The organism is Nostoc sp. LPT (assembly GCF_017115165.1).
Classification (GTDB): Bacteria; Cyanobacteriota; Cyanobacteriia; order Cyanobacteriales; family Nostocaceae; genus Nostoc.
In genome coordinates, this window is sequence record NZ_JABXKF010000130.1 from 85,512 (window position 1) to 103,409 (window position 17,898).

The 17,898-nt window shown below is 40.2% G+C and carries 16 protein-coding genes; 7 read left to right on the forward strand and 9 right to left on the reverse strand.

Annotated features, from left to right (window positions below; translation table 11 throughout):
• Positions 1–18 precede the first annotated feature (18 nt).
• The 5 genes from HWQ58_RS24230 to HWQ58_RS24250 all read right to left on the reverse strand — a co-directional run bounded on the left by HWQ58_RS24230 (position 19) and on the right by HWQ58_RS24250 (position 3,103).
• Positions 19–510 carry a hypothetical protein gene (locus HWQ58_RS24230; protein ID WP_292868482.1) on the reverse strand — a complete coding sequence of 164 codons (492 nt, stop codon included), beginning with the start codon at positions 508–510 and terminating at the stop codon, positions 19–21.
• Positions 511–685: 175 nt separating this feature from the next.
• Positions 686–820, reverse strand: a complete 135-nt coding sequence (locus HWQ58_RS24235; RefSeq protein WP_292868232.1) for a hypothetical protein — start codon at positions 818–820, stop codon at positions 686–688.
• Between the two features lie 83 nt (positions 821–903).
• Positions 904–1,443: a GNAT family protein gene (locus tag HWQ58_RS24240; RefSeq protein ID WP_292868235.1), complete on the reverse strand. Its 540-nt coding sequence runs from the start codon at positions 1,441–1,443 to the stop codon at positions 904–906.
• A 171-nt stretch (positions 1,444–1,614) separates the two neighbouring features.
• Positions 1,615–2,481: an aldo/keto reductase gene (locus tag HWQ58_RS24245; RefSeq protein ID WP_292868238.1), complete on the reverse strand. Its 867-nt coding sequence runs from the start codon at positions 2,479–2,481 to the stop codon at positions 1,615–1,617.
• A gap of 421 nt (positions 2,482–2,902) precedes the next feature.
• Entirely contained in the window at positions 2,903–3,103 is a 201-nt protein-coding gene (locus HWQ58_RS24250; RefSeq protein WP_104908368.1) for a heavy-metal-associated domain-containing protein, read from the reverse strand.
• Between the two features lie 886 nt (positions 3,104–3,989).
• Between HWQ58_RS24250 and HWQ58_RS24255 the strand changes: the two genes are divergently transcribed.
• Complete coding sequence (locus HWQ58_RS24255) at positions 3,990–4,253, forward strand: DUF3146 family protein (protein WP_069070640.1); 264 nt, start codon at positions 3,990–3,992, stop codon at positions 4,251–4,253.
• A 59-nt stretch (positions 4,254–4,312) separates the two neighbouring features.
• Here the strand turns inward: HWQ58_RS24255 and ruvX are convergent, their stop codons facing one another.
• From ruvX to ntcA, 3 genes are all read right to left on the reverse strand, one after another.
• Positions 4,313–4,765 (reverse strand): Holliday junction resolvase RuvX, encoded by a 453-nt coding sequence (gene ruvX / locus HWQ58_RS24260; RefSeq protein WP_292868244.1) that lies wholly within the window; start codon positions 4,763–4,765, stop codon positions 4,313–4,315.
• 130 nt (positions 4,766–4,895) lie between these two features.
• Entirely contained in the window at positions 4,896–6,386 is a 1,491-nt protein-coding gene (locus HWQ58_RS24265) for a DUF3084 domain-containing protein (RefSeq protein ID WP_292868247.1), read from the reverse strand.
• A 168-nt stretch (positions 6,387–6,554) separates the two neighbouring features.
• Positions 6,555–7,226 (reverse strand): global nitrogen regulator NtcA, encoded by a 672-nt coding sequence (gene ntcA / locus HWQ58_RS24270; protein WP_094347373.1) that lies wholly within the window; start codon positions 7,224–7,226, stop codon positions 6,555–6,557.
• Between the two features lie 379 nt (positions 7,227–7,605).
• On the opposite strand from ntcA, the gene fabI reads away from it, so the two are divergent.
• From fabI to HWQ58_RS24300, 6 genes are all read left to right on the forward strand, one after another.
• Complete coding sequence (fabI, locus tag HWQ58_RS24275; protein WP_292868250.1) at positions 7,606–8,382, forward strand: enoyl-ACP reductase FabI; 777 nt, start codon at positions 7,606–7,608, stop codon at positions 8,380–8,382.
• Positions 8,383–8,456: 74 nt separating this feature from the next.
• Positions 8,457–9,098, forward strand: a complete 642-nt coding sequence (gene hisB / locus HWQ58_RS24280; protein WP_292868253.1) for an imidazoleglycerol-phosphate dehydratase HisB — start codon at positions 8,457–8,459, stop codon at positions 9,096–9,098.
• Entirely contained in the window at positions 9,095–9,235 is a 141-nt protein-coding gene (locus HWQ58_RS24285; protein WP_292868256.1) for a hypothetical protein, read from the forward strand. Before hisB ends, HWQ58_RS24285 begins: the two co-directional genes overlap by 4 nt.
• A gap of 42 nt (positions 9,236–9,277) precedes the next feature.
• On the forward strand, positions 9,278–10,261 hold the full coding sequence (locus HWQ58_RS24290; RefSeq protein ID WP_292785359.1) for an ABC transporter ATP-binding protein: 984 nt from the start codon (positions 9,278–9,280) through the stop codon (positions 10,259–10,261).
• 497 nt (positions 10,262–10,758) lie between these two features.
• The gene (locus HWQ58_RS24295; protein WP_292868259.1) at positions 10,759–12,228 is read left to right on the forward strand and encodes an SLBB domain-containing protein; all 1,470 of its coding nucleotides are present in this window, start codon (positions 10,759–10,761) and stop codon (positions 12,226–12,228) included.
• Between the two features lie 831 nt (positions 12,229–13,059).
• Positions 13,060–14,445, forward strand: a complete 1,386-nt coding sequence (locus tag HWQ58_RS24300) for a right-handed parallel beta-helix repeat-containing protein (protein WP_292868262.1) — start codon at positions 13,060–13,062, stop codon at positions 14,443–14,445.
• A gap of 772 nt (positions 14,446–15,217) precedes the next feature.
• Here HWQ58_RS24300 and HWQ58_RS24305 read toward each other — a convergent pair.
• Positions 15,218–17,446 (reverse strand): polysaccharide biosynthesis tyrosine autokinase, encoded by a 2,229-nt coding sequence (locus HWQ58_RS24305; RefSeq protein WP_292868265.1) that lies wholly within the window; start codon positions 17,444–17,446, stop codon positions 15,218–15,220.
• Positions 17,447–17,898: the final 452 nt, after the last annotated feature.

Consider the following 17,898-nt stretch of genomic DNA (forward strand, 5'->3'; position numbering starts at 1 on the left):
CACGCGAGGGACAGCAATTCAGACTGTCACAACTACTCTATCCTGTTCGCGTGCAGCAACAACTAAAACTAGACATAGAGCCGCGATCGCTTTTTGCCATTCCTGCCGAACTTGCATATCTTCAACGCCTTCAAATATCCCTACCAAGCGGGGAATAGAAGCTTCTAAAGCCAGACGAGGTACTGGACGGTGTAATTCAACTAAATGAGTTAAACTTTTTTGATTATGGAGGAAACCAATTACCCATGTTGTTGTGTGATTAGGACTATCAGGAACCTGCATGACTCCCAACTCATTTTTCAGCCAGTTATAAAAAGGTGGTAATTCTTTAGCTAAAACTCCTCCTGCTGTTGGCAAGGTTTTCTTAAGTAAATTGGTATCTAAGCTGTTTAATTCTTGTTGCAATTCAGCTAAAGTGAGAACTTCAGTTAAAGGTTGTGAAAGTATTTCTTTCAACTGAGTTTCAGATAAATTTAAATTTTGAGCAAAAGTTAAAAGTAGCGATCGCATTTTTTCAGACTCCATAAATAACTAATTATTCTCTACGACTTTCTCAGAGATGGTAAGCAAAAAAGTCAGGTTTTCTTCAGCTTTTAAAGCATCAGGTGTATTAACAAACATCAAAAAAAAACACCAGTTTATAGGATTTTGGGATTAGGAACCGTAAAGAAAGGCTGATAATCCTCTAGGCTGAAAGGTTTGCCCTTTGAAATAATTTATCTGTAGCTATTCGTCCACTAGAACGCAGATATTTTTTACCCGCTGCTGCTAATATTTTGTGTCCGGTAGCTGTTTGGAAATTGAGGATAGTGTTGGTCATGTCTGCGACCCTCTGAACTTGTCTTATCCTCAATTTCTCAAAAATTTATGATATTGTCTCTGAGGTAGCTCATAGAAGCAGTATTAGTTTGCTTTCCACTCGTGGTCAAGGATAGCGTAAAGAAAGTTGTCGTACCATCTACCTTTGATTAACTCTTTTTCTTGCAGATGACCTTCACGACGCATACCAATTTTTTCTAATACCTTTACAGAAGCAACATTCTCTGAAACACACCAAGACCAGATCCGATGCATTTCCAGTTCTTCAAAACCAAACTTTAAAATGGCTTGTGCTGCTTCTGTTGCATAACCTTGTCCCCAATATTGAGTGTTTAGTTCATAGCCGATATTTGCTTCTCGCATTTCCAGGTCATTTACACGGATGCCACAATTGCCAATAAGCCGATTTTCTTCTTTAAGGATAATAGCTAACTGAAATTTTGTTCTTGGTTGCTCTTTTTGTTGATCGATAAACATCTGGATAAACTCGCAAACATCCTTCTGTGTACGGCGTGTCCAGTAGTTGTAACGCAAGTACAAAGGATTTGATTGATAGGCAAAAACCGCTTGCCAGTCTGTCTCTACAAAATCACGCATTAGCAAGCGGTGTGTTTCTAATATCATGTCTTTTTTTATAGGCAACTTTTACCACATCTACGTTAGCCAGTGGAATAATTGGCGTTACTAAATTCAGGTATGAAAATGATTTTGCGTGATTTAAAAATTTTTATAAAAACGTTACATTGCAACGTCTTTACACCCAGATTTATACATTGAATTAGCAACGCCGAATGATTAAGTTGCCCGATCAATTTTTTGCACTTCTTCGTCAGATAGTTTCACATTGATAGCTTTTGCTGAATCTTCAATGCTCGAAACTTTGCTAGCACCAGGAATTGGCAAAATAGCAGGCGACTTGGAACGCAACCACGCTAGAACGATATTATACACCGATACGCCTTTTTCTTTAGCTAACTTAGCGATCACAGAAATATCTTGCAAGTCCTGATGGCGACGCCTACCACCAAAGGGACTCCAAGGTAAAAAGGTCAATCCTTGCTGTTCGCAATACTTCAATACGCCGTCATTTTCTGGCTGTCGTTGCCAAGGGCTGTATTGATTCTGCACCGAGACAATATCCACCACATCCCGCGCCCGCTTAATTTGTTCAACAGAAAAGTTAGAAACTCCCACAAACTGAATCAAACCAGCCTCTATTGCTTCTTTAACTGGTGTAAGGGATTCTTCAATGGTGTAATTAGTATCGGGAGAATGATATTGCCAAACATCGATGGGTTTAGCACCACCTAACGCCTCAAAACTGTCTCGAATTGTTTGGCGCAAATGTTCTGGGTTGCCGTTGCTTGTCCAGTTGCCATTGGGACGCATTAACCCGCCCTTAGTTGCTACAATCACTTGGCTAACATCGCTTTTATAACTACTAAGTGCTTTGTGAATTAGCCGCTCATTGTGGTGCTTATCTGACTCATCTTTGCAGTAAGAATCGGCTGTGTCAATAAATGTAATACCCAGATCCAAAGCCCGATGAATAACTTGGATTGATTGCGATTCGGGAGGGCGATTAGAAATTGACATCGGCATACCACCCAAACCAATCGCACTCACAAAGATACCAGTTTTTCCTAGCTGTTTGGTTTCCATGTTTCTAGCTATAGCTTTCTGCCCTAACTATTTATCAATTAGTTATTCATAATAAATCCTCCCTAGTACTTAGACTTGAGGATAAGTGAATATAATTATTTTTTTGCTAGGCGTGGGAATACCACGTTATTTGACAGACAACCGTCGGTTGCCTCTAACTTTTACCTAATAATGATTATTAATACGAGAGTTAGCATTTAATTTTCTGAAAGTTATATTCGATTGCGTCTTGGCGAATTTAACTTTTATTCAGGTTTGCCAATATTTAGATCCGTTTGCCCTACTGTCAAAGGAAGAATATTTGCGATTAAGTAGAGTAACTTATTAATATCTACGTCCGTCAAACGGACGTAAATATCATTAAGCAATTGTGCTGGCTAAATCATTTCATCTAAATTTATTAGAAAATTTAGAAATTTAATTAATAGCCCTCTATAGTATAACCGGCAGATTGAACCATCTGTTTAATTGACTCTTCAGAAGCCGCAGCATCTACAGTTACAGTTTTAGTATCAACGTTCACGTCTACTTTGGCATCAGATTCCATAGTCAGAATAGATTTAGTTATCTTCTTGGCGCACTCATCACCTTTAATATCCGGAACTTTCAATTTAATTGCCATTACTTACCTCATTACGCAAACTGTAATTTACATTTAATCAATATAATATCGATTTTTAGAATGAGCGTACATCTTACTAGAGTTAGGGAATTGAGCATTACAGAAATAGTAATAAACAATAGTTATACCTAAATCATTATTGACAAATTATTTGGACAGTAAAATAAAATAAAAGGCCAAAGTATATAAAGTAATTTATGAAAATACACTTAGTACTACTAACTTATAAAAAACCGCTTTTTTTGTTTGTTCTGAAGACTCCACAAGACATCCCTCCTGCTTTTTTAGGCGTTGGTGTTTGACATAGTTGTTCTCGCAGCACTGCCCAATTGTACAAGCGTCTATGCGTAAATCACGAAACTTTTTTATCTATAGTTTTTAATTGATTGTATACTTCAAGTACTTTTGCCAAATTTTTAGAATACATATAGATTCAAAAAACAGCTATCTTGCGGCATAGATATACTGTGGATTTCGCAGCAAAGACTTTCAGTGACGCAATTATAGTACAAGTGCTGGACACTGCTAATTTGGGTATTGACGGTAGAGACTCCTTCACGTTGCAAATGGAAACTCAAATGTGCCAGTAGTTGAAGTGCGATCGCTACAAGCAACGAAAAAATTAGCATTTCTCGTTTGATTTATTTTCCAATCTCTACGACTAGCTGTGACCCTCGAAGGAAGACTCGCTAACGCTTCTCTAGGAGACAGCTTGCTTACGCTATCGGTGGCGCGGCTTCAGGATACTGAAGTAGTTTTGCTCATAAACATAACCTAGTCAACTACAAATACCCACTTTGTCAGTTTGTTTAATTAAGATATGTTTGGTAAATAAAATAAATAGCCTAGATCATCGGCTGTTATTCCACACTTGACATAAAGCATTGTGAGTGCAAAACGTCTGCCAGAAACCATTGCCCATGTCAGAATTACCCGCCAATCCTGGCAACATGGCTTCCTTGAGGGCGAAGTGAGTGCGGGTGAGTTTGAGTGGCATTTCCAGTGGCATTTTCGCCGGGGAGAACTTGCCGTCAAGCCTTCCCAAGGTCGCGCCTTGATCAAAGAACCCCTTGGTCGATTCTTGGAGCAACAAGATTACCAGCTAGAGCCTGGAGGAGACTATGCTTTTACGATTCGGGCGGAACTTTAAAACTTAGGAGTTATTTAATTTTGGATTTTGGATTTTAGATTTTAGATTGAAGAAAAAATCTAAAATTGGCTGGCTGCTGATTCAGTGAGGCGATTTAAGTATCTTTCGATTAAAAGGATGGCAACAATGTCATCTATGGGTCTTGGTGGCTGTCGCAGACCCTGTGGCAATAGCTTTATTAGCCCTTTGGGCGGGTACATTTGCCAATAGCGATCGCGTGCTTCTAAGGTTGTGTAGCGCTCATCCACTAAAATAATGCTCAGGGGTTCTGTCAATTCTTGATATAATTTCTCTCTCCACTGTTTAGCTGTAGTTTGGTCGCCCATGACCATCAAAGAGATCGGAAACCTTTGACGCAGTGTCTCAATGGTAGCGATCGCCTCTTTTGCTAGCACGACCTGATGATAATGCAGTTGCCGATCCAGTCCCATCACCGCTAAACCACATTTATCTCGACCTGGATCAAACCCCAAGATGACTGGTTGTGTTGGTGAAAATTCACGGAAATTCATAATAAATTAAAAATTAAAAATTAGAAATGTTCGCGTAGTGTCTGCTAAATAAAAAATGCAGTTACAGCAACTATTTTGGCTGCTGTTCAATATGTTTAAATCTTACTAATAACAGCGTACAAATAATTTTTTAAGTACTAAAAATAATTTTTCCGTTAACTATTGCCACTAATTTTACTCTCAAGGGCCCGGCTGTATAAGTGTCGTCTGCTGCGATCGCTTTGATCTCCAAGGGTTGATTATACTGTCTTAGTTGGCTGACAAAGCGCAGAAAAGTCCCTTCTACTTGGACATTTTCGACAATTCCGGCATTACGGGCACGAAATTGGGAAGCAGAAATCAGTATTTCTAGCCGCTGCTGTAACTGATAAGATGTCATGGTTTTGGAATCAGCAGTAGTCGTAGCTAGCACCGCGCCTCCTGAAAAAACTAGTTGATTCTGGGCTGTATCCGCGAAAAATTCTATCTGCTTTTCTCCCCTGACGTAATTACCAGCAGAGAAAATTCGCACGACGTATTCTTGACCATCGCTAATCTGCTTACTCAATTGATCGACCCTATCCTGGGTCACACGCAGTAGCTCTACATTTGCAGGATTTGCACCAGGCTCGCTTAATTCAAGATTAGCGTTGCGATTGGCTTCTTGTAAAAGTTGTACCACTGCCTGATGAGCAGCAGCAGGTTGAGTAACACGAATTACAGCAGCGGACAGAACTTGACCACGAACTAAGGCCAGCTTACCCAAACGCAGGTCGCGGTAGGACTGATAATATTTTTCCAGTCTGGCAACTTCCTGTTCTAGTTCCTCCTGTTGTGCTTCCAATTCTTTGAGGCGCGATTCCCGTTTGGCAATTACTTGCTCTCGCGCTGTAATTTCTAGATTACGCTTTTGAATTAGTTGATCCAGTTGAGAAATTTTTTGATCGCGCACTTGTATAGCTTCTTGACGGTTAGCAAGTTCGCGATCGCGTTTTTCAATTGCTGTTTTGGCTTCGTCAATGGCTTTTTTCGCTTCTGCATAAAGCCGTTGACGTTCTGTCTTCAGTAGTTCAACTGCCGCCTGTAGTTCCTTTCTCTGGTTGTAAACACTTTGCAATTCAGCTATGGCTTTTTGGTATTGAGTTACAACCCGATCTAGCTGACCTTGAGTGCGTTGGAGTTGAGTTTGGGTTTGGGCTTGTTGACTAATTGTGCGGTTCAGCTGGGCTTGCGTTTCCCTCTGTTTGGCATTTGCTGCCTGCAAGGATTGATTAATTGCCTGCAAGTCTTGTTGTGCCTTTGCTTGGGCAATTCTTGCTTGGTTTAATTCACCCTCTACCTGACTTTTCTGAGTTTCTGCAGTTTTTAGCTGTTCCCGCTTCTGTCTAAGGTCTGTTTGAATATCCTCTAACTCAAAGACTCCTTTTCGCAAGCCTTCGTCGGCAGCGAATAAAATCCCTAAAGTTGATGCTGAAATCAAACCACCAGTAAAAATTGTTACTAATACAGCAGTGTTTTTCGGACGAAGCTTAAAAAGTGAGAGGCGGGCTTTGCCAACTCGTGTGCCGATGCGATCGCCCACGGTGGCAATTACGCCTCCCAGAATCAAAATTGCAGCGATAAGGATGTATCCGGTGGTCATCTTTAGCTACCGAAATCCTTCCAGATACAGCCTACTACTTTTAAGCATTGTCTGGAAAGAAGTGGAAATTGGCAATAGCTGAAATTATTCAATTTTAGATTTACCTCTAGCTATTAGTGTCATTTTTCAAAATACAACACGCGCCGATTCCCCTTTCTCCAATTGTTTTTATGTGAACTGCCTACTTAAGGTAACAGGTTTATGCACAGTAATCTTCTTTTTGTGGATAGAAATCATCTTTTTCTCACGCAAATCTCCCAGTAGCCTAGTAACGGTAACACGGGTTGAACCAATTGCCTCTGCGATCGCTTGATGAGATAACTTCAAATCAATTGTGATCCCATCCGCACAAGGAACGCCAAAATCTCGACAAAGAATTAACAAAAAACTCACTAACCTAGAACCCATATCTCGGTGAGCGAGAGTTTCAATCATCATCTCCGTTTGTAAAATTCGCGAAGACAGACCTCGCAGCATTAACATTGATAATTCTGGATTTTCCTTGAGTGCTAGCTCTACCTGTTCAATTGGTGCCGACAGTAATTCCACAGGAGTAAATGCAACCGCATGGTAAAACCGATCCGACTTATTTCCTGTCAGCAATGACAATACACCAAAAACACTATTTTCCCGCAGCAACGCTACCGTTATTTCCTCTCCTGCCTCGTACACCCTGGAAAGTTTAACAGCACCTTTCAAAAGAAAATAAACTCGTTCGGCAGGATCGCCAGGAAAAAAGATCGTTTTATTGCGTTCAAACGTTTCCACAACTGGCGGAAACGCCCCGGTCGCCATCTGACGAAAAACATTTGCTAGGGCTTTATCTTGTGTCACGATCATCTCCCTTCCCCTACCCAATGCCGGAAAAACAAAAACTGATTACCTAAGAATACACCCGAAAAATGAATAAAGCACCGTCAACCTTTCTGTACTTTCCTATACTCAAACTAATCTCTTCATAACTCTTTGTTTATAATGATACATAATTGTTGATCCTTTCAGCTACTAATTGTTGATAAGTAGTTCCAATAGCTGTATTCAAAAGGTTTTTTGAAGAACAAATAAAGATATCTTGAGAATATCTTTATAAAAAATCAAGATTTTTCTCACAGGAAACACCGTTAGCAATATTCATTTTTGTCAATCCTGTATAAAACAAAGACAAAACGTGCCTCAGATTCTAGTATGCTCCTAATGATCGATCGCATTAACAATTTCTATGCTAAATCTGACTGGAAAAAATGCCCTTGTTACAGGTATTGCCAATAACCGCTCGATCGCTTGGGGCATCGCCCAACAGCTGCACAAAGCCGGAGCAAACCTGGGTATTACTTACCTGCCGGATGAACGCGGCAAGATGGAGAAAAAAGTCGCGGAGTTGGTAGAACCTCTTAACCCCAGCTTATTTCTTCCCTGTAATGTCCAAGATGACGAACAAATTAAATCTACCTTTGAGACAATCCGCGATCACTGGGGAAAGCTAGATATCCTCATCCATTGTCTGGCCTTTGCTAGTAAAGACGATTTAACTGGAGATTTTAGCCAAACTTCTCGTTCTGGCTTCAACACCGCCTTAGAAATTAGTACTTACTCGTTGGTGCAGTTAAGTGGTGCAGCCAAACCTTTAATGACAGAGGGAGGTAGCATCGTCACTCTGACATATTTAGGTGGTGTCAGAGCAATCCCCAACTACAACGTTATGGGAATTGCTAAGGCGGGGTTAGAAATGAGTGTGCGTTACCTGGCTGCTGAACTAGGACCACAAAATATCCGCGTGAATGCCATCTCCGCAGGCCCCATCCGCACTTTGGCATCTTCAGCAGTGGGTGGGATTTTGGATATGATTCATCATGTAGAAGAAGTAGCACCCCTACGACGCACCGTCAGTCAGCTAGAAGTAGGCAACGCTGCGGCTTTCTTGTGTAGTGATTTGTCTAGCGGCATTACCGGACAAATTCTCTATGTAGATGCAGGATATGAAATTATGGGAATGTGACGCGATAAAGTTAGGAGTTAGGAGTTAAGAGTTAAAAATTCATAACTCCTAACTTCTAACTCTTTCTACTCCCCATGCAAACAACCAATCGCCAAGTTAATTCAAACTACGATCGCTTAACCCAAACCCCTCGGATTGCCACTGTTCACCGCACCACTGGTGAAACTAATGTGCAAGTTACCATCAACCTGGATGGTAGAGGAACTTGCACAGCAGCAACAGGTATTCCGTTTTTGGATCACATGTTGCATCAAATTGCCTCCCACGGGCTGATTGATATAGATGTCCAAGCAAAGGGAGACTGGGAAATTGACGATCATCACACCAACGAAGATGTAGGCATTACTTTAGGGCAAGCTTTTAACCAAGCACTAGGCGACAGAAAAGGTATTGTCCGCTTTGGTAATTTTCTTGCACCACTGGACGAAGCCTTAGTTCAGGTAGCGCTAGACTTTTCTGGACGGCCTCACCTTAGCTACGGTTTGCAAATTCCTACTCAGCGGGTAGGAACCTATGATACCCAGTTAGTGCGAGAATTTTTTGTGGCTTTGGTGAACCATAGCCAGATGACACTGCACATTCGGCAACTGGATGGCATTAATTCCCATCACATCATTGAAGCGACATTTAAAGCTTTTGCAAGAGCAACACGGCTGGCGGTGGAAATTGACCCTCGACGTGCTGGCATAATTCCCAGTTCTAAGGGAGTTCTATGAAGGGAGTCAAATTGGATATTGGATATTGGGCATTGGGCATCGGTAAAACTCTACCCTTGTCTTCGCCAGTCCCCAGTCCTCAGTTCCCGATAATTGACACACAGCTTGGTGATGGTTATTATCAGCCTACCGGGTAATTTTTAATTAATACCAAGCTGATAAATAGTGATTTAACCGAGATGAAGTCTGTTGCAGATGACCCTAATTCTCAACTTAATACGACAGACACTCCGCCAGTAGTCCTAACTTCTGAGTTGCGAAAAGTCTATCGCACTGGTTTTTGGCTAAATCAAAAAGTCGTATCTCTCAAAAACTGTTCTTTAACAGTTTACAAAGGCGAAACCTTTGGGTTGCTGGGGCCAAACGGTGCTGGTAAAACCACTCTTTTAAAATTATTGCTGGGAATTATTCATCCCACCTCTGGACGGGGATCGTTGTTAGGTAAACCAATAGGCGATCGCAGTGTTAAGCAACATATCGGCTATCTACCAGAAAATCCCTATTTGTATGACTATCTCACTGGCTGGGAATTTTTGCAGCTAGCTGCTGGGCTATTCCAAATTCCCCAAAGTGTCCAACGCCAACGTATTCCCCAACTGCTGGAATTAGTGGGTTTATCGCAAGCCGATGCTCGTAAAAAGCTGCTGCGTCGCTATTCCAAAGGAATGCTACAGCGTGTTGGCATGGCACAGGCATTAATTAATGAGCCAGATTTAGTTTTTCTGGATGAACCTATGTCTGGTCTAGATCCAGTGGGACGCTACCAAATGCGGGAAATTATCCTGGCGCTCAAAGCCGCTGGTAAGACGATTTTTTTCAATAGCCACGTTCTGAGTGAAGTAGAACAGATTTGCGATCGCATTGCTATCCTCGCTCAAGGTGAACTAATTTGCTCTGGTTCCCTCAATGAACTCTTAGGCGTAGGCAACACATATCACGTCAAAGGTCAAGGTGGTGACTGGGAAATTCTCAAAAAATGGATACCCACTCTCATATTTGAGCCTGATGGTTCCTGGCACGGTACACTACAAGATGATTACTATGATTTTCTTGCCAGTCTTCGTCTCATGGAAGGTAAAATTATCGCCATTAACTTATCACGTCACTCCCTAGAAGAATTTTTTATTCAACAGATCCAAAGAAAAAACAACTCATTGAATTAGTCTTGTTGCCAAATAGTAAATTGTCGACTGGCTTGAAGAACAAAACCCAAATTCTGCCTTTTTAAGTTCTCTTTGCCAACGCAACCCACAAAAAATAAAATTCCGACATTTTTTCAAGGTTATTTGTATTTATTTAATGAACTTGTTCCTAATTTTAGTAGTTTTTTACTACTCATCGCAGATTTTAAATATCATCAAATTAACTTTGACAAGAAAACTTTATTCGTGACTACTTGATTGTTGGCTAACAGACAATTTCTTGTCAAAACTGGGTTTAGTTGCGTAAATCCTATATTTTTTGATATTGCTCTATTCAAGCAACATTAACTTTAAGCTAACTTCACTAAAAATTTAAGTTCAATAAACAAATTTCCTCCGGAAAATCACACTTTTCTAGGAAAATAAGAGTGTCGGGGAACTTGAATATTTAGGTATAGTCAAAATAAAAATGTTTAGACAGTACTTTATTGATTGTAGTTTCAGAGTCTCAGGTAAATATGCTTAACAAAAGTTTGTCTAAATTCCTAATTCAGCCAGCTGTAGGTATGGCTTTGTTAACTGCTGTCAATGCCGCTGTGTCATCTGCCAGTCTAGCTCAGGGACAACCATTACCACCAACTACACAACCACCAATCACACAAACACAATTAGATACTAATTATTCATTAGGAGGCGGCGATCTCATCCGTGTAAATGTATTTGAAGTACCTGAATATACAGGTGAATACCAAATTCCCCCAGGTGGAGCAATCAACCTACCTTTAATTGGCAGTGTGTCCGTACTAGGGCTAACAACTGAACAAGCTTCTGACGAAATAGCTAGAAGATATGCTCGCTTCCTCAAACGTCCCTTGATCTCAGTCAATCTGTTATCGCCTCGTCCCATCAATATTTTTGTTGCTGGAGAGGTGACACGTCCTGGAGCTTACACTCTAAGCTTGAGCGGTGGCGCTGGGAACAATCCAGGTGTACAATACCCCACTGTATTAGCCGCATTAACAACAGCGCAAGGGGTGACTTTAGCTGCGGATGTGACTCAAGTTCAATTACGGCGTAAGATAGGACGTTCTTCAGAGCAAGCCGTCACCGTCAATTTGAAGGAACTCATTCAAACAGGCAACTTATCGCAGGATATTACCTTACGGGATGGAGACACTATAGTTGTGCCAACAGCAACCAACTTCAGCGTCGCAGAATCTCGCAATATATTTGCAGCTAACTTTGCCGCCAGTCAAACCACGCCCCGTACAGTAACAATTATTGGTGAAGTTAACCGTCCTGGTTCGTATCTTGTCACCCCAGGTAATACAGATAGCCAAGTGGGCGCAACCCCTAACAGTGGCACTGCCAGCCCCACTGGTTTACCAAATGTGACACGGGTAATTCAATTAGCTGGCGGAATTACAGCACAAGCTGATGTTCGTAATCTCAAGCTACGCCGACCTACAAGAACTGGCTCAGAACAATCTATAGATATTAATCTTTGGCAACTGTTACAGAGTGGTGATGCCAATCAAGACATCATTGTGCAAGACGGAGATACGATTGTTATTCCAACGGCAACTGAAATTAATCCCGCAGAAGCTACTCAATTAGCTACCACTACTTTGTCTCCTACGCGCATTCAAGTTGGTGTGGTCGGCGAAGTTAAAAGACCAGGGTTAACAGACGTTCAGCCGAATAGTTCTTTAAATCAAGCGATACTCGCTGCTGGCGGATTTAATGATGCCAGAGCTAGTAGCAGTGCTGTTGATTTGATTCGCCTCAACCCTAATGGTTCTGTCACTAAGCGGATAGTAAAAGTGGATTTCTCAGCTGGGATTAATGAGCAAACTAATCCTATACTCCGTAATAATGATGTTGTGCTAGTCAACCGATCTGGTTCCGCTAAGACTGGCGATACCATCAATACTGTAACTGGACCTTTAGGTATTATCCTTAATCTTCTGAACTTATTCGGACTCTAGTTTAAGAGATAGATGCAAATTGGGGGCGTTGCCCAACCCTCTTCGTCCCTAAAATTGCACTATCCTTTAATCAAAAGCAAGTTACGCATAACAAACGCTCCACAAGGCATCGCTTCTTCCAAATTGCGTTTTATAGAGGCTGTGATACTGGTTAGGACAAATCTGCTATAAATACTCTGACAGCCGTTCTCTTCTAATTTGCCAATGTTCTAAGCTATCTGACCACTTCTATATATCCGTGATTATAATAATTTCAAGTAATATTACCTATAGAGAAATACTGAAAACTTTACAACTCTCACCGTAAATTCTTAATGTGCATTGAGCGGCTTTTGCAATCTTTATTGTAGGTACTCGGATTTCTTATGATAATGAGAATATTTTAGAAAGCAGATTCCGTAAGTACTAGTCCATAACTTATTTTTAGTCATTTAGTGATTCTTATTATCATAAGAATTATTTAAGTAAATTAACTAATTGATGACAGATATACTATTTTAACCACAGAGACCGCGTATACACAGTAGAATGATGTCGAATTGGAAATGACGCCATTTGTACGGTTGCTTGGTGTTCATGGATAGGGTAACTCTGGATACTGATATTTTTTATTCAGTGATCTTATTCAGATGTTTGCGATTTTTTAGAACACAAGCTCAAAAGGTGGTTCAGCCATATTTACGCAAAAATGCGCAGGTTTAAACCTATAAAACCGTGTATAAACTTATAAGTGGCAGTGATACGATCATATCCAATACTGGGTTATTAACTAAGGCTAGAGTTACTGACCTTTAACGATTGAGTTTTTGCAACATACCCTATTTTTTCCCTATGATGATTCATGGTTTCGGTTTTCTCAGTTTGAGCGCATCTCTTGTACTTCCCTGGGCATTAACAGGTCTGGTTCAAGGACAGAAAATAACAGAGTCTTTATTTAAAGATGTTCCGCAGTCATCCACTGTTCAAGAAATACCACTACCTAACCGCAAGCTGATCAGTGGTATTTCAACTGCGACAACATACTATGTTAGTAATAATGGAAACGACAGAAATAGCGGGCTTTCTACCTCATCCGCTTTTAGAACACTCCAAAGGGCAGCAAACCTTACTAATCCTGGCGATACAGTACTGATTATGAACGGGGAATACAAGAATAGACCCCAAGATGGGGCTGTACTAAATATTAAACGTTCTGGAACAGCAAATGCATGGATTAAATATAAAGCATATCCTGGGCATTTTCCAACAATTCAGCACAATACATGGAATGGTATCTTGATTTCCAACAGAGCTTCATATATCGAGATTAACGGGCTGGAGGTCATAGGGAACAATGCTAAAATCGACCGTGATTATGCGATGAGTCAGAAGGATAACGAAGATAATAAGTTTACTAACGGAAATTGCATAAGCATTGGAGAAAAAAACAAAGGTCGTTCTCATCACATAAATATTCTGAACAACAAAGTGCATGATTGTGGAGGAGCAGGTATCTCAGCAACGGAAGCTGATTATGTGAAAGTGGATAATAACACTGTTTTCAATAACTCTTGGTACGCAGTTCATGGTTGCAGTGGCATTTCCATGCTTAACAATTGGAGTTCTGACAACAAGCAGGGATACAAGATATTTGTGACCAATAACAGAAGCTACAACAATCGAATGTATGTTCCTTGGATTGTCCAGAAAAGGATCACAGACGGTAATGGCATTATTGTTGATGTTTCAAAAGGATATAGAGGACGAGTTTTAATTGCTAACAATCTCACCTACAAGAATGGCGGTTCAGGTATTCATTCCCATGATAGTCAGCATGTCGATATTATCAACAACACGGCATATTTGAATCAGCAAAGTCCAGAAATTAAAAAAAAGGCAAAGGGCGAAATTTATGCGGGTTATTCCTCTGATGTCAAAATTTTCAATAACATCATGTATGCTTCTCCTGGTAATGCTGTGAATAGCGATGTGAAGAATGTCAACGTCAGTTATAACTACAATGTTTATTCCAATAACTCGACGATCAAGGTTACAGGATCTCACGATATGATTGCAGATCCAAAGTTTGTAAATGCCTCGGCTCGTGACTTTAGATTGAAATCAACAAGTCCGGCAATTAATAGTGGTTTAAAGTGGAGTAGTTTGACAACCGATTTTCTAGGCAATCCTCGTGTGTCCGGTTATGCACCCGATAGAGGAGCATACGAGAATCGGTAGTAGTTAAAAGTATAGTATTGGGTTGTATGATAAAGTTCTGATTTATACAGAGTTTTTGTCTACAACCCAATTGGAGACGGGCCAGGAAGAGCCATAAGAGAAAACAAGACCCAATAGCACGACTGCTTGAAAAAGAATTCAGCTATTCTGAATTCAGAAGCGGAGCCGGAGACTCCGAAGCTCCGGTCAGAATCAAGACGCGACGCTCGAATACTCGCTACCGCTGCGCTATCAGTCGGGGATTCAGACCCGCCACTACCAAAGTTGACCACTAAATAGGAAAGCGCAGCGTCTCTGGAAAAGAGGATTTAGTGAGGGTCTTAAACCCCTTGATTCATCCGCTCTTTCGTTCAAAATACCCTTCTTGTATTCTGGCGACTGACGCATGTATTCTATTTTGATAAACAAGAAGAATAGAGATGCTGAAATTATGTGCGGCTACCGGAGATATTTGGATGAATAAGGTTTTGTGCATGGAGCAAACTGAGTTACATATATTACTTTCGAGGCTAGCAAAAACCTAATGAATCCAATGAAACTGAAGTGGCAACACCTAAAGAAATCAGACTACCATCCTAAAAATTATTTATAGCTCCTAATATAGCGTTTCCTATACTAGTGAAGATATACCTTATCAGATGTAGGAGCGCTATATAATTCTAAGTCCGGTTAATTACTTATTCTTTAAAACTTCTTGCGTCTTTGCATCAGTCTTTATTAATAAATATTTATCCGAACTTGATGTAACTCCTAAAATAATTTTTTGGAAGCTTTATTTCTTCGCCAGTCCCTTAAGCTCTTTTGTCAACTCTCTTGGTTTAAAATATTCGTGAGAATGATATCGATAACTACTAGATTCATTTTTATCAATGACTCCGTTGACTACTAAACCTAAAACGTTGTAGTTGGATCTCTCTAATATCTCTTGAGCAGCATTAGCACTGTTGGAATCAATTACTCCAGGTCGGGCTACTAACAAAATACCATCAGTCATTTGGCTTAAAGTCAAAGCATCGGCTGCCAAAAGTAGTGGAGGGGCATCAATAATTACAAAGTCATATTTATACTGAGACGAGAAATTCTCAATGAGTGATGCCATCCGTTTTGAGTCAAGCAAAGCAAGTGGGTTGGGAGGTCTAACTCCAGCAGTTAAAACATCAAGGTTGTCCATTACCTTAGATACGGCAATGTCAAATTCAGCCTGACCTACAAGAACCTCGCTCAAACCAACTTCATTGGTTAGTTGCCAGAGATGATGCTGAGAAGGAACTCGCATATCTGCATCGATTAGTAAAACTTGACGTCCTAGTTGAGCGATCGCTGCTGCCAAATTAGCTGAAACTGTAGACTTGCCTTCTTTAGGAACTGCGCTAGTAATCACAATGGTTTTGAGCAAATTATCTGAACTTAAGAATTTCAGATTTGCTTGAATCATCCGGTACATTTCGCTCGTTAAAGAGTGGGGAGTATCCCTTACAGCAATTGTTTGAGATATTGATTCTGCATTTGAATAACGGGAACGAAGCTTTTTAACAGACAAAGGAACAATTCCTAACAAAGTATATCCAAATACATCTCTAATTTCTTTAAGTGTTTTTAGAGATCTATCTCTCATAGCGAGAAAAAGTACAGTTGTGGTAGCAAAAAACAAACCGAACATGACTCCTAGCACCAAAACAATTATTGTTTTGGTTAATGTAGGATCTTCGGGCACTAAAGCCTGAGCAATAATCCGGGAACTAGGTGTATTTGTATTTTCAACTAACTGTAGCTCTTGAACCTTTTTCAATAGAGTTTGATAGGTTGATTCTGCAACTTCAACTTTCCGTTCCAACTCTCGCTGGTTTTGTGCAAGCTGGGGTATGAGTTTCACCCGCTGTTCGTAGCTAGCACGAGAATTATATAGAGAGGAGAGTCTTTGAGTTAAGCCAAAACGTTGTATTTCTGATTGTAAAAAGTTTTGTATCAGGCTTTGTCTGAGCTCTCCAATCTGCAATAGGCTTTGGGGAACTTGTGTTTGATTGCCAATAGTCTGACCAACTTGTTGTTGCAGGAGAGATTTTAAATTAGCTTTTCTTGCTTCTAGGTTAATAATTATAGGATTATCATCTAGAAAACGGCTGCGCTCAACCGCTAACTGCCGATCTGTCTCTTGGAGTTGTGTAAGAATTCCCTGTACTGCTGGTGACTGACTAAGAGCACTCACAGCGATCGCTTCCTGAGAATTTAGCTCTACTTTCTGCCGTAGTTGATTGGTTTGGGCATTTACCTCATCCAGTTGAGCTTTGACAGTATTCATCTCATTATCTAGATTTCCAATAGTCGCAACAGCTGACTTTGTCTCCTCTGATAAATCTGCAATCTGATGCTTTTGTTTAAATATACGTAGCGCTACTTCTGCATTATTAACAGCAGCTTGAGTTGTAGGAAGTTGCTTAGCCATAAACTGACGAGTTGCTCCTGCCTCAGAGCGATTTGTCAGAATATCATTTTCTAAATAAAACCTCATAATTGTGTTGACTACTGCCGCTGCTTCTTCAGGATCGTGACTTCTATAAGCAATACGCAATACATCTGTTCCACCAACAATTTTTAGGTTTAGGACTTTTTGTAGTTCTTTCACCTTCAGAGGTTCACCTTCGTTGTCTTTGAGTTGTAGTTTGTCTATTGTCCGTTGCAATAAAGCTGGGGAAGAAATAACTTCTATCTGACTGCTTATGGGATTTTGAGTTGCTACCAATGGTTTCAAATCTCCTGAGTCTCCTCCTTCAGAGGTGCCAGGGGAAAGATTATTGCCTGCTACTTTAAAACTGGGAACTCTGAATAACAGTTTTCCTTCTGCTTCATAGTCTGGCTTCAGAAATTTTGTAGATATTGCACTCAGAATAACTGTCGCCACAAATATACTGAAAGCGGGTAGCCACCACCGTTTCAATATCAACAAGTAACGATTAAGGTCTAAATCAATAGATTCTCTAGATTCCATAGATTTTTCTGACATAAATCTTCCCAAGTACAGGTCTTAAGCAAGAAACTAAAAATTGACTTAGAACAGTCACAAACCAGTGCAATTGACAATACTGATTATGTATAATTTTACAATATAAAATATAGTATAGACCAATACGGTTCAGTTAGGGCTTAACTCTTTATCAAAATCATTTTTTTACGAACCGCCAAAGACGCAAAGACAAAGAAGCAATAAATGCTTAACTGTCTTGTAGTATAGAGTATTTAAGTTAAAAATTTAGTCCCTATTTGGTGCAAATGTGTACCTTTCTTCAGCAAAAAATTTGTTATTTTTGGGATTTTAGGTGGGTTAACTACGTCCTAACTATAACTGCCATCCCATAAATCAACCCAACCCTTTAATAACAGGACGTTTAATTAAAAGTTTTTTACATTAGCCATTAACCATTAATATTCAAATTTCTCTCTGAATTATCAAAGGCT

Bases quoted from the DNA above. Each gene is read 5' to 3' on its own strand.
- ntcA (WP_094347373.1), bottom strand. From the start codon at position 7,226: ATGATCGTGACACAAGATAAAGCCCTAGCAAATGTTTTTCGTCAGATG.
- HWQ58_RS24295 (WP_292868259.1), top strand. From the start codon at position 10,759: ATGCTTAACAAAAGTTTGTCTAAATTCCTAATTCAGCCAGCTGTAGGT.
- HWQ58_RS24230 (WP_292868482.1), bottom strand. From the start codon at position 510: ATGCGATCGCTACTTTTAACTTTTGCTCAAAATTTAAATTTATCTGAA.
- HWQ58_RS24285 (WP_292868256.1), top strand. From the start codon at position 9,095: ATGAAGGGAGTCAAATTGGATATTGGATATTGGGCATTGGGCATCGGT.
- hisB (WP_292868253.1), top strand. From the start codon at position 8,457: ATGCAAACAACCAATCGCCAAGTTAATTCAAACTACGATCGCTTAACC.
- HWQ58_RS24235 (WP_292868232.1), bottom strand. From the start codon at position 820: ATGACCAACACTATCCTCAATTTCCAAACAGCTACCGGACACAAAATA.
- HWQ58_RS24300 (WP_292868262.1), top strand. From the start codon at position 13,060: ATGATGATTCATGGTTTCGGTTTTCTCAGTTTGAGCGCATCTCTTGTA.
- HWQ58_RS24240 (WP_292868235.1), bottom strand. From the start codon at position 1,443: ATGATATTAGAAACACACCGCTTGCTAATGCGTGATTTTGTAGAGACA.
- HWQ58_RS24305 (WP_292868265.1), bottom strand. From the start codon at position 17,446: ATGTCAGAAAAATCTATGGAATCTAGAGAATCTATTGATTTAGACCTT.
- ruvX (WP_292868244.1), bottom strand. From the start codon at position 4,765: ATGAATTTCCGTGAATTTTCACCAACACAACCAGTCATCTTGGGGTTT.
- HWQ58_RS24265 (WP_292868247.1), bottom strand. From the start codon at position 6,386: ATGACCACCGGATACATCCTTATCGCTGCAATTTTGATTCTGGGAGGC.
- HWQ58_RS24245 (WP_292868238.1), bottom strand. From the start codon at position 2,481: ATGGAAACCAAACAGCTAGGAAAAACTGGTATCTTTGTGAGTGCGATT.
- HWQ58_RS24250 (WP_104908368.1), bottom strand. From the start codon at position 3,103: ATGGCAATTAAATTGAAAGTTCCGGATATTAAAGGTGATGAGTGCGCC.
- fabI (WP_292868250.1), top strand. From the start codon at position 7,606: ATGCTAAATCTGACTGGAAAAAATGCCCTTGTTACAGGTATTGCCAAT.
- HWQ58_RS24290 (WP_292785359.1), top strand. From the start codon at position 9,278: ATGAAGTCTGTTGCAGATGACCCTAATTCTCAACTTAATACGACAGAC.